Source organism: Isoptericola croceus, from assembly GCF_029382255.1.
Classification (GTDB): Bacteria; Actinomycetota; Actinomycetes; order Actinomycetales; family Cellulomonadaceae; genus Isoptericola; species Isoptericola croceus.
This window is the reverse complement of record NZ_JARLLG010000009.1, coordinates 109483-121883: the sequence shown is the minus strand read 5'-3', so window position 1 is coordinate 121883 and position 12401 is coordinate 109483. Positions and strand designations below refer to the sequence as shown.

Sequence of the window (12401 nt, the reverse complement as noted above, 5' to 3'; positions counted from 1 at the left end):
ATGACGCTCCCGGACGCCGTCCTGACCGCGCCCGCACTCCGTGTGCTGCGTGACGTCTTCGGCTACGACTCCTTCCGCGGCGACCAGCAGGAGATCATCGAGACGGTGACAGGCGGCGGCGACGCCCTCGTGCTCATGCCGACCGGCGGCGGCAAGTCGCTGTGCTACCAGGTCCCGGCACTCGTCCGGCGCGGCACCGGCGTGGTGATCTCGCCGCTGATCGCCCTCATGCAGGACCAGGTGGACGCCCTGGACGCGCTCGGCGTCCGGGCCGGCTTCCTGAACTCCACGCAGAACCCGGACGAGCGGCGCGCCGTGGAGCAGGCCTACCGGTCGGGCGAGCTCGACCTGCTGTACCTCGCGCCGGAACGGCTCGGCGTCGAGTCCACCGCCCGGCTGCTCGATCAGGGCACGATCGCGCTGTTCGCCATCGACGAGGCGCACTGCGTGTCCCAGTGGGGCCATGACTTCCGCCCCGACTACCTGCGGCTGGGCGAGCTGGCCGAGCGCTGGCCCGGCGTCCCGCGCATCGCGCTGACCGCCACCGCGACCCAGCACACCCGCGCCGAGATCGCCACCCGCCTGGGCCTGGGAGATGCCCGGCACTTCGTCGCCAGCTTCGACCGGCCCAACATCACCTACCGGATCGCACCGAAGGACAACCCGGGCAGACAGCTGCTGAACCTGCTGCGCACGGAGCACCCGGGCGACGCCGGGATCGTGTACTGCCTGTCCCGTGCGTCGGTCGAGAGGACCGCTCAGCAGCTGACCGACCAGGGCATCCGCGCCCTGCCGTACCACGCGGGCCTGCCCGCGCACGTGCGCGCGGCCAACCAGTCGACGTTCCTGCGCGAGGACGGCGTGATCATGGTGGCGACCATCGCGTTCGGCATGGGCATCGACAAGCCCGACGTCCGGTTCGTCGCGCACCTCGACCTGCCCAAGTCCGTGGAGGGCTACTACCAGGAGACGGGCCGCGCCGGCCGGGACGGCCTGCCGTCCACGGCGTGGCTCGCCTACGGGCTGGCCGACGTCGTCCAGCAGCGCAAGATGATCGCCGAGTCCGACGGCGACCCGACCCACCGCCGCCGGCTCTCGTCCCACCTCGACGCGATGCTCGCGCTGTGCGAGACGGTCGAGTGCCGCCGAGCCCAGCTCCTGCGCTACTTCGGCCAGGACCACCCCGGCGGATGCGGCGCCTGCGACACCTGCGCGAACCCGCCCGAGGCCTGGGACGGCACCATCGCCGCACAGAAGCTCCTGTCGGCCGTGTACCGGCTCGACCGTGAGCACAACCAGCGCTTCGGCGTCGGGCACGTGGTCGACATCCTGCAGGGGAAGTCCACACCCAAGATCACCCAGTGGGGGCACGACGGCCTCACCGTGTTCGGCGTCGGTGACGACCTGTCCGACGGCGAGTGGCGGTCCGTCGCGCGCCAGCTCCTGGCCCAGGGTCTGCTGGAGGTGGACTCGAACCACGGCACGCTGCTGCTCACGGAAGCCAGCGCAGAGGTCCTGGGCCGGCGCCGCGAGGTACGGCTGCGGCGCGACCCGCGACCCCAGGGCGGCGGGCGCAAGCACGCACGCGCCGGTGGCGCAGGCTCAGAGGTGGCCGCCCTGTCGGACGCCGACCAGGAGGTCTTCGAGCAGCTGCGCGCCTGGCGGGCGGCGACCGCCAAGGAGCAGGGCGTGCCCGCCTACGTGGTGTTCCACGACGCGACGCTGCGTGCCGTGGCGGCCGGACGGCCGGCGGACCTGGACGCGCTGCGCGGGATCAGCGGCGTCGGCCAGGCAAAGCTGGACCGCTACGGCGACGGCCTCCTGGCGGCCCTGCACACCGCCCAGGAGTGACCGGGCCGGCGCCTTCGCGCCGTGTCCGCAGTGGCGCGCAACGACCCTTCGCCCAGATCACGGCGGAGCCCACGCCTGGATCGCGCTCACGGCCGCGATCCAGTCGCTCTCGGTCGCCAACGGGATGAAGTGCGGGTGCAGCCCGCCGACGATGCCCGTCTGGTTGGTCGCGAGGACCGGTACACCGCGCTCGGTCGTCATCGGGACCCGGACGCGGACCGCGGTGACCTCGACCGGGTCGAACCGGACGAGTGCCACGCGCTCCCAGAACTGGTCGCGCACCTCGGCGACGTCGCGCCACCCGCCGTCGGGCGTCCGCACCGAGACCGTGTAGTCGCGCAGCCCGGACGTGCAGCAGCGGATGCCCGCCGTGGCGACGGCGACGCGGTCGATCTCGACGGGCCCGCCGGTCGTCACCTCGACGGACGGGGCCTCGTCGACGGCCCCGTCGGCGAGGCGCCCCGACCGCCACGGGTCGCGCACCGCAAGCGTGCCGGACGTGACCACGGCCGGCGGACTCGCGTCGTCGTGCGTCGACGAGGCCGAGGCGGACCGTCCTTCGAGCACGTCCGGACCGAACGTCTCGACCGGGGCGACCTCGAGCCCTGTGCCCGCCGGAGCCACGAGAAAGACCGGCGCCCCGTTCAGATCGATGTCCGCCCCGCCAGCCGGGATCTCCATCGCGCGTTCGGCACCGTAGGCATCCCGGAGGTCGACCCGCACCGCACTGCCTCCTCCCGCACCGACCCGCACCGGGAGCGCGAGGTCTTCGGTCCACAGTGCGAGCAGCTCGACGCCGTCCGCGGTGTCCGCACGCACGGCATGGATGCCCGGCCCGTCCACCGCGACCGGCGTGAAGCCGTCGAACTCGTCGAGGAACGGGGCGGTGGCGGCGAAGACCGCGCCGGCTGGTTTGAGGTACCCGCCGTACTGGAGCAGTGACCACGACACGCCCGCCTCGCCGAACCCGCCCTCCGAGAAGAAGTAGGTCCACTCGTCGACGTCCTCCACGGCGTACCACAGGAGCTTGCGCGCGACGTCCCAGGCCGACGCGCGGAAGTTCGCCACGCCGTCGGACCACCAGCCGGACTCCGTGTCCCACACGGGCACGTCACCGCACGGGCCGATCGCATCACGAAGCTGGTCCAGCTCGGCACCGTCGAGGGAGAACCCCTCCTCCTCCCACGAGCGGTTGAACCCCGTGTACGGGTGGATGCCCACCACGTCGAGCGAGTCGCACCCGCCCGCGGCAACCAGGTCGCCCCACCAGTCGGGGACGATCCCGAGCGTGTTGCCGCCGACGACGACGGCACCGGGCACGGCAGCCCGCACCGCGCGCGCGAACGGGGCGCCGACCTCCCTCTCGTAGCGCGCGGCGTCCTCGTAGCCCGTACCGTTCGGCTCGTTCCACGGCTGCCAGTGACGCAACGTCGGGGCGCGGGCCTGCACCTGCGCCGCGATCAGTCGTACCCAGCCCTCCCACGTCCCGGCGGCGGCCGCCGCATGCTCCGCCTCGCCGCCCTGGCCCACCTGAACGATCAGCAGCACGTCGGTCTCGGCCGCGAGCTCGGCTGCCGCGGCGAGCTCGGCGAACGGGTCGGCGTCGCCCGCCTCGTCCCCACCGCCGTCGTCGGACGGGTCCGTCACGACGGGCAGCGAGTCCCAGACGAGCGCCGCCGGGTCCGGGTCCTCGGTCGGGTCGGGCACGATCGCCGAGAAGTCGAGCTGCATGCGATGGCTGCCGATGCCGAGCTGCTCGGCGAGCTGCACGCCGCGCAACGGCTTGGCACCACCCCAGTCGGCGCCGTCGGCGAGTGTCGCGGGATCGAGCGGGCTGCCTGGAGCCGCGACCGTGTACCGCAGGCACGTGCCCGACACGGCCGCGCCCGTGCCGGCCCGCACGAGCGCGGCGTCCACCTCGTAGACGCCCGGGCGGGTGCCGGGCAGGTCGAGCACGATCTCACCGCCGTCGGGGGGAAGGTCGACGATCGTCTCCTCCCCCACGACGGGATCGGGCACGCGCGGGTCGCCACGCACCTGGTAGCGCAACCGGTAGTCCTCCGCCCAGGGCGCCCACGTGTCGTCGAACACAGCACGCACGTCAGGCTCGGCACCGTCAGGAAAGACGCCGTGCGGTCGGTCGACGACGAGGCCGGCACCGAGGCCCAGCCGACCGAGCACCGGCTCGTTCGTGGCGTTGTACTCCTTGGTCGCCGTCAGCTGGAACGCCATGCGCTCGGCAGTGATCTCGGTGAGCGCGAAGCCGCCCTCCTCGCCGCGTGCGAGGACGTAGTACGGCGCGCGCGGGTCAGCGCCGCCCCGCAGCAACGGCGTGCGTTCCCACAGCGCGAACGGCTGCTTCTGGTCGAGGCGTGAGTCGGGCCACACCCCGCGCTGGACGCCGTCCTCGCCGAACCAGGTGAATCCGACGCCGGGCTCGGCCACGACGATCCCCTCGTCGCCCGGACCCGTCGAGACACCGGAGGGCTCGGTCCACGCGACGCCGGAACCGGCGAACGGCCGATCGTCAGGCCACGACGCACCGAGGTGCAGGCTCGTCCGGCCCGCGGCGTCGACCGCGCGCAGGCCGGCGCGGTGCACCTGCCCGTCGCTCTCGTCGCTCGCGACGACGACGCGGTCGTCCGGGAGCTGCCCGACGACGCGTCCCGTGAGGTCGAGCGGTTCGAGAAGCTCCCCGTCACCGGTCACGCGATGCAGGAGCTCCCCCGCGTCCTGGACGCCGACGACCTCCGCGCCGGCCGCGCCTTCCCAGCGCACCACGCCGTAGAGGTCGACCACGCTGCCCGTCGTCTGCGGCCCCTGAGGGAGCGCGGTGCGCCAGTCGACCGTACCGTCGGCTGACACCTTGAGCAGGTCCCGGCGACCGGCGAAGGTGTCGAGCAGGAAGATGTCGCCGGCCTCGTCGACCTCGACGTAGTCGGTGCTGAAGAGCTGGGTGTCGTCGTCGGCCTCGAGCTCGATCGTCGTGGTGGCAGTCCGGTCGCCGGACGCGAGGTCGTACCGCGTCACCGTGTACGTCGCGTCCTCCCGCTCGAGGACGAAGGCGCTGCCCGCGGCGATGCGGAACGTCACCGGCTCGGAGTCCCCCACGGTCGCGACGTCGGCGACGATCGTGCGCACCCCGTCGAGCTCCGCCTCGTCGACGCCGTCCTGCGTGATGGCGTCCAGTACCGGGAAGCCGCACACCGGGACCGGGCCCGGCTCGCCGACGGGCTCGGTCGACGGAATACTCGACGGCGCGCCGCTCAGGCTCCCGAGGATCCCTGGCCAGAATCCGGCCGGGCGCACGACGAGCACGACCAGTGCGACCAGTGCGACGGCGGTCGCGACCATCCCGAGACGCCGCCGGGACAAGGCCGGTCGCCGGCCCGGGTGGGCCGTCGTGCCCAAGTCGTCGTGCGCCATCGTCGTCACCCCTGCTGCCGCGCGGCTCCCGGCACCTGGTCGGTCTGTCGATCGTACGACCGCGCGGGACCCGCGGGGGCGGGCTGGTGGGAGTTTCATCCACGGCCAGCGATGATGGGGTGATGGAGGGCGACCCGCACCGACGGTGGCTGCGTCGCCTGCTCGCGGCCGGCAGCGCGCTCACGCTCGGCGCCGGCCTCCTGCTGGTTGCCGCGTGGCTGGGACAGGACCGGTTGATCTACTTCCCGGACCGCAGCGACCCCGGACCTGCCGCACCCGCCGTCGACGGCGGCGAGGACGTCGCGCTGCATACCGCCGACGGGCTCGAGCTCACCGCCTGGTTCGTCCCGCCCACCGCCGGAGCGCCGGAGCGCGACACCGCCGTGCTGCTCGCCCCCGGCAACGGGGGCAACCGTCTCGGGCGGGCGGACCTCGCCGCGGACCTGGCCGACCACGGGCTCGCGGTGCTCCTGCTCGAGTACCGCGGCTACGGCGGCAACCCGGGATCCCCGTCCGCCGACGGCTTGCACGCCGACGCGCGCGCCGCGCTGGAGGCGCTGGAGGACCGTGGCTATCCGCCGGAACGCACCGTCTACCTCGGCGAGTCCCTGGGCACCGCCGTGGTAGCCCGGCTCAACAGCGAGGTGCCGGCGGCGGGACTCGTGCTGCGCTCACCCTTCACCTCGATCGCCGACGTCGGTGCGCACCACTACCCCGTGCTGCCGATCGACACGCTGCTGCGCGACCGCTACGAGGTGCGCGAGCACGTGGCCACCACCCAGGTCCCGGTCACCGTCGTGCAGGGCGACGCCGACTCGGTCGTCCCACCGGGCCAGAGCCGTGCGGTGGCCGACGCCGCACCACGGCTCGCCGAGCACCTCGTGCTGCCCGGAGCGGACCACAACGACCCGGTGATGTTCGGGCCCGAGGTCGCCGACGCCGTGGCACGGCTGGTCGAGCGAACCGTCGACGACCGGTGACGACCGGTGCACCTCAGAAGCGCCCGCGCACCGCCTCACCGTGCGCGGGCAGGTCCTCGTCGTTCGCGACGGCGACCAGGCGGTCGGCCACCTCTGCGAGCGCCTCGCGGGAGTAGTCGATCACCTGCACCGACTTCAGGAAGGCGTGCACGCCGAGTCCGCTCGCGAAGTGCGCCGTGCCGCCCGTCGGCAGCACGTGGTTGGAGCCCGCCATGTAGTCGCCCAGGGACACGGGTGAGTACGGGCCGACGAAGATCGCCCCCGCCGACCGGACGCGCTCGGCGAGCGTCGCGGCGTCCTCGGTCTGGATCTCCAGGTGCTCGGCGCCGTAGGCGTCCACCACCGCGAGCCCCTGGTCCAGGTCGTCGACGAGCACGACCGCGGACTGCGGGCCCGCGAGCGCCGTCGTGACCCGTGTGCTGTGCTTCGTCGCCTCGGCCAGGTCCACGAGCTTGGACTCCACCGCGCCGGCGAGCTCCACCGCCGGTGTGACGAGGACCGAGGCCGCCATCGGGTCGTGCTCGGCCTGGCTGATCAGGTCGAGCGCCACGTGGCCCGCGTCGGCGGTGTGGTCGGCCAGGACGGCGATCTCCGTCGGCCCGGCCTCGGCGTCGATCCCGACGACACCGCGCACGAGCCGTTTGGCGGCCGCGACGTAGACGTTGCCCGGGCCCGTGACGACGTCGACCGGCTCGCACAGCAGCTCACCGTCGACCGGCTCGCTCCCGGCCGCACCGTAGGCGAACATCGCCACGGCCTGCGCGCCGCCGACGGCATACACCTCGTCGACCCCCAGCAGCGCGCAGGCGGCCAGGATCGTCCCGTGCGGCAGGCCACCCGAGTCCTTCTGCGGGGGCGAGGCCACCGCCAGGGCGGGCACGCCCGCCTCCTGGGCGGCGACGACGTTCATGATCACCGACGACGGGTAGACGGCGAGACCCCCGGGCGCGTACAGGCCCACGCGCTGCACCGGGATCCACCGCTGGCGCACCTCGGCGCCGTCCGCCAGGACCGTGGTGTGCTCGGCCGGCCCCTGGTCGGCGTGCACGGCACGCACCCGGACGATCGCCTCCTCGAGCCCGGCACGGACGGCCGGGTCGAGGTTCGCGAGGGCCTCGTCGATCGCGCGCTGAGGCACCCGCAGATGCTCCGGACGAACCCCGTCGAAACGCTCGGCCAGGTCCCGCAGCGCCGCAGCGCCCCGGGACCGGACGTCGGCCAGGACGGGAGCCACTGTCTCGACAGCCTGCTCCACGCCCACCTCGGGGCGCGGCAGCACCCCGAGCAGCTCGGTGCGGGACAGGACCTGTCCACGAAGGTCGATACGTCGGATCACGCCACCAGTGTAGGACCCACCGGAATCGGCACGGCCGGTCGTCCCGCACGGCGGGTCCTGGGAGAATGCGTGCCATGGACACCCCGATCGAGGTCCCCATCCGGGACGACGTCATCCGGCTCGGCCAGTTCCTCAAGCTGGCAGGCCTCGCCGAGTCCGGGAACCACGCCCGCGACCTCGTGACGGACGGCGACGTCCAGGTCGACGGCGAGACCGAGACCCGGCGCGGCCGCCAGCTCCGGCCCGGGGCGCGCGTGACGGTCTCCGGCCCCGAGGGGGACGAGACCGCCGTCGTGGTTCAGGACGACATGTAGGCGGACGCCATGACCCGGTCCGGCTCGAGCCGCAGCACGATCCGGGCCGGGTCGTGCTCCAGCTGGCGGTAGCGGGTCGCGTAGCGCCGGACGGCATCGGCGACCTGGTCGGCGTCCTCGACCACCTCGACCGGTCCTTCGAGCGTGAGCCAGCGCCCGCCGTCGACCTGGCAGACCGCAGCGCGCGGCGGCGCCCCGTCCGCCGACCGACGCGCCGCGTTGCGGGCCTTGACCGACGTGCGGCGTGCGGTGATCCGCACCACGCCCTCGTCCGCGTCCCAGGTGAAGGCCACGGGGACCACGTGGGGCGTGCCGTCCGCACGCAGGGTGGTCAGCGTGGCCAGGTGCCGCTCCGTGACGAAGACGAGCTGCTCGGGGTTGAGTCGGATCACGGGAGCGAGCCTACGCTCCGGCGTCGGTGAAGCCGTGGGTCAGGACGCGGGGCACCGCGCCGTCGTGCAGACCGCGGAGCACCACCAGCTCGTGGGGCACCACCGGCTCGGGCAGGTGCACGAACGGGAACCAGCGCAGATCGGCGGCCCGGTGCGGTTCCTGCAGTGCGGGGTCGCCCTCCCACCGGCTCGCCGCGAAGAAGAAGTCCACCCGCTGCTCGAGCGCCGGGCCGCCGGGGATCCCCCGGTGCGAGACCGTCACCGGCTCGAGGTCCGCCGGGGTGATCTCCACCCCGAGCTCCTCGCGCGCCTCGCGCACGGCGGCGTCCACCACCGACTCCCCCGGTTCGACGTGGCCGGCCGCACCGGCGGCCCAGTACCCGTCCATGAACCCCGTCCCGGCGCGCAGCTGCAGCAGGACCTGTCCCTCGCGGCGCAGCAGCACATAGGCGGCGGGCACCACGCGGAACCGGTGGTCCGCGCTGCCGTCGTCCCAGTCGGCGCTCATGACAGACAGCTCGGGCCGAGCAGTGCCTTGAGGTCACCGAACAGTGCCGGCGACTTCTCCACCCGCAACCGGCCTGCCGCCCGGACCACCGTCGTCTTGCCCGGCTCGGCCACGTGGACATGGACCTCGGCGGGCCCCGGGTGCGAGGCGAGGACCTCGCGCAGCCGCACCATGACGGGCTCGACGCACCGCGTGTGCGGCACGGTGACCTGCACCGGTGCGTCGGCCACCGCCGAGGTGTCCGGCAGCGAGACCTCCTGTGCCTGCAGCTGCATCTGCTCGTCACGACGGCGGACGCGACCCTTGAGCGTGACGACCTGATCCTCGGCGAGCACGGTGGAGTAGGCCAGGTAGGTCTCCCCGAAGAACATCACCTCGACGGAGCCCTCCAGGTCCTCGATGGTGACAGCGGCCCAGGGGTTGCCGTTCTTGCTCATCTTGCGCTGCACGGAGGTCAACAGCCCGGCGACCGTGACGGACGAGCCGTCCGCCCGCCCCTCGTCGGCCATGAGGGTCGCGATCGAGGTGTCGGCGGCGCGGGCCAGCACGTGCTCCATGCCGGACAGAGGGTGGTCCGAGACGTACAGACCGAGCATCTCGCGCTCGAACGCGAGCAGCTGCTTCTTGTCCCAGTCCGGCAGGTCCGGCACGTCGACGCTGAAGGTCATCTTCTCGTCCGTGGCACCCAGGTCGGCGAAGAGGTCGAACTGCCCCTTCGCCTCCTCGCGCTTGACGGAGATCACGGAGTCCACGGCTTGCTCGTGCACCACCAGCAGGGCGCGCCGCGGGTGTCCGAGCGAGTCGAAGGCCCCGGCCTTGATCAGCGACTCGATCGTGCGCTTGTTGCACACCACGGCCGGCACCTTGTCCAGGAAATCGGTGAACGACGTGAAGTCGCCGTGCTCCTCGCGCGCGGCGATGATCGCCGAGACCACGTTCGCACCGACGTTGCGCACCGCCGTCAGACCGAACCGGATGTCGTCCCCGACGGCCGTGAACTTCGCCGCCGACTCGTTGACGTCGGGTGGCAGGACCGTGATGCGCATCCGGCGGCACTCGCCGAGGTACAGCGCCATCTTGTCCTTGTCGTCCCGCACGGACTGCAGCAGCCCTGCCATGTACTCCGTGGGGTACTTCGCCTTGAGGTACGCCGTCCAGTAGGCGACGAGCCCGTACCCGGCGGAGTGCGCCTTGTTGAACGCGTACCCGGCGAACGGCACCAGGACGTCCCAGACCGCCTTGATCGCGGCGTCGGAGTAGCCACGCTCCTTGCAGCCGGCCTCGAAGTTCACGAACTCCTTGGCGAGCACCTCGGGCTTCTTCTTGCCCATGGCGCGGCGCAGCAGGTCGGCCTGGCCCAACGAGTAGCCCGCGAGGATCTGGGCGGCGCGCTGCACCTGCTCCTGGTAGACGATGAGGCCGTAGGTCTCGTCGAGCACCTCGGACAGCGGTTCGGCCAGCTCGCGGTGGATGGGCTCGATCTTCTGCATGCCGTTCTTGCGCAGTGCGTAGTTCACGTGCGAGTTCATGCCCATCGGCCCGGGGCGGTACAGCGCGATGACGGCCGAGAGGTCGTCGAACTTGTCCGGGCGCATCTGACGCAGCAACGACCGCATCGGGCCGCCGTCGAGCTGGAACACCCCGAGTGTCTCCCCGCGGGCGAGCAGCGCGTAGGTGGCGACGTCGTCGAGCGGCACGTGCTCGATCTCGACGGCCTCCTTGCCGTTCATCGTGATGTTCTCGAGCGCGTCGTCGAGGATCGTCAGGTTCCGCAGCCCGAGGAAGTCCATCTTGATCAGGCCGAGGCCCTCGGACGTCGGGTAGTCGAACTGCGTGATGACCGCGCCGTCCTGCGGCCGCCGCATGATCGGGATGACGTCGATGAGCGGCTCGCTCGACATGATCACGCCGGCGGCGTGCACACCCCACTGCCGCTTGAGGCCCTCGATGCCGCGCGCCGTCTCGACGACGCGCTGCGCCTCGGGGTCGGTGTCGTGCACCTGGCGGAACTCGGCGGCCTCGGAGTAACGGTCGTGCGCAGGGTCGAAGATCCCCGACAGCGGGATGTCCTTGCCCATGACGGGCGGCGGCATCGCCTTGGTGAGCTTCTCCCCCATCGCGAACGGGAAGCCCAGCACGCGTGAGGCGTCCTTGAGCGCCTGCTTGGCCTTGATGGACCCGTAGGTGACGATCATCGCCACCCTGTCGTCGCCGTACTTGTCGCTCACGTAGCGGATGACCTCGGAGCGCCGACGCTCGTCGAAGTCGACGTCGACGTCGGGCATCGAGACCCGCTCCGGGTTGAGGAACCGCTCGAAGATGAGGCCGTGCTCCAGCGGGTCGAGCTCCGTGATGCCCATGACGTAGGAGACCATCGAACCTGCCGCCGAGCCGCGGCCCGGACCCACGCGGATCCCCTGCTCCTTGGCCCAGTTGATGAAGTCCGCGACCACGAGGAAGTAGCCCGGGAAGCCCATCTGGATGATGACCTCGGTCTCGTACGTCGCCTGCTTGCGCACCTCGTCCGGCACCCCGGCCGGGTACCGCCGGTGCAGGCCGTGCTCGACCTCCTTGACGAACCAGGAGATCTCGTCCTCGCCGTCCGGCACCGGGAAGTTCGGCATGTAGTTGGCGCCGGTGTCGAAGGAGACCTCGCACCGCTCCGCGATGAGCAACGTGTTGTCGCAGGCCTCCGGCATCTCGGCGAACAGCCGCCGCATCTCAGCGCCCGATCGCACGTAGAAGCTGTCCCCGCTGAAGGCGAACCGGCTGCCTCCCTGGTCATACGTGGGTTCGTCGAGGGTGGAGCCGGAGTTCACCGCGAGGAGCACCTCGTGCGCGTGGGAGTCCTCCTGCTTCGTGTAGTGCAGGTCGTTCGTCGCCACCAGGGGTGCGCCGATGTGCTCGGCCAGTCGCAGCAGGTCCTTGGACGTCCGGGACTCGATCTCGATCCCGTGGTCCATGAGCTCGACGAAGTAGTTCTCCTTGCCGAAGAGGTCCTGCAGCTCACCGGCCGCCCGGACCGCCTCGTCCCACTGGCCCAGGCGCAACCGTGTCTGCACCTCACCCGACGGGCAGCCCGTCGTGGCCATCAACCCCTCGGCGTAGGTCTCCAGCAGCTCGCGGTCCATGCGTGGCCACTTGCCCATCTGGCCGTCGAGCGACGCCAGCGAGGAGGCCCTGAACAGGTTGTGCATCCCGACGTTGTCGCGCGCCCAGAGCGTCATGTGGGTGTAGGCGCCGCCCGCGGAGACGTCGTCGCGCCGCTGGTGCTGCTCGCCCCACTGGACCTTCGTCCGGTCGTGCCGGCTCGTGCCCGGGGTCACGTACGCCTCGACGCCGATGATCGGCTTGACCCCGAACCTCTGCGCCGTGCTCCAGAAGTCGAAGGCCCCGAACAGGTACCCGTGGTCCGTGATCGCGATGGCCTTCTGCCCCAGCCGGGCGACCTCGGTGAACAGGTCGTTCATCCGCGCCGCGCCGTCGAGCATCGAGTACTCGGTGTGGACGTGGAGGTGGACGAAGTCGTCTGCCTTCTGGCCGGTGGTGGAAGGTCCGGTGGGTGCAGCGACGTCCGACATGGCCACGAGTCTA

The 12401-nt window shown here is 72.0% G+C and carries 8 protein-coding genes; 3 read left to right on the top strand and 5 right to left on the bottom strand.

Annotated features, from left to right (window positions below; all coding sequences use genetic code 11):
- Positions 1-1851, top strand: coding sequence for a DNA helicase RecQ (gene recQ, locus PZC42_RS17225; protein ID WP_277212827.1), 1851 nt, complete (start codon positions 1-3; stop codon positions 1849-1851).
- Positions 1852-1908: 57 nt separating this feature from the next.
- Here the strand turns inward: recQ and PZC42_RS17220 are convergent, their stop codons facing one another.
- A complete protein-coding gene (locus PZC42_RS17220) occupies positions 1909-5277 on the bottom strand; it encodes a hypothetical protein (RefSeq protein ID WP_277212826.1) in 3369 nt (1122 codons plus the stop codon).
- A 122-nt stretch (positions 5278-5399) separates the two neighbouring features.
- Between PZC42_RS17220 and PZC42_RS17215 the strand changes: the two genes are divergently transcribed.
- A complete protein-coding gene (locus tag PZC42_RS17215; protein ID WP_277212825.1) occupies positions 5400-6257 on the top strand; it encodes an alpha/beta hydrolase in 858 nt (285 codons plus the stop codon).
- Between the two features lie 13 nt (positions 6258-6270).
- Here the strand turns inward: PZC42_RS17215 and hisD are convergent, their stop codons facing one another.
- On the bottom strand, positions 6271-7593 hold the full coding sequence (hisD, locus tag PZC42_RS17210) for a histidinol dehydrogenase (RefSeq protein ID WP_277212824.1): 1323 nt from the start codon (positions 7591-7593) through the stop codon (positions 6271-6273).
- 74 nt (positions 7594-7667) lie between these two features.
- On the opposite strand from hisD, the gene PZC42_RS17205 reads away from it, so the two are divergent.
- A complete protein-coding gene (locus PZC42_RS17205; protein ID WP_277212823.1) occupies positions 7668-7907 on the top strand; it encodes an RNA-binding S4 domain-containing protein in 240 nt (79 codons plus the stop codon).
- On the opposite strand, the gene PZC42_RS17200 is transcribed toward PZC42_RS17205, so the two are convergent.
- From PZC42_RS17200 to dnaE, 3 genes are read right to left on the bottom strand one after another with little or no spacing between them, the layout of a single operon-like run.
- Positions 7892-8299, bottom strand: coding sequence for a pyridoxamine 5'-phosphate oxidase family protein (locus PZC42_RS17200; protein WP_277212822.1), 408 nt, complete (start codon positions 8297-8299; stop codon positions 7892-7894). The two genes, PZC42_RS17205 and PZC42_RS17200, sit on opposite strands and share 16 nt — an antisense overlap.
- Before the next feature lie 10 nt (positions 8300-8309).
- Complete coding sequence (locus PZC42_RS17195) at positions 8310-8807, bottom strand: NUDIX hydrolase (RefSeq protein ID WP_277212821.1); 498 nt, start codon at positions 8805-8807, stop codon at positions 8310-8312.
- The gene (gene dnaE / locus PZC42_RS17190; RefSeq protein WP_277212820.1) at positions 8804-12388 is read right to left on the bottom strand and encodes a DNA polymerase III subunit alpha; all 3585 of its coding nucleotides are present in this window, start codon (positions 12386-12388) and stop codon (positions 8804-8806) included. Before dnaE ends, PZC42_RS17195 begins: the two co-directional genes overlap by 4 nt.
- Positions 12389-12401 lie beyond the last annotated feature (13 nt).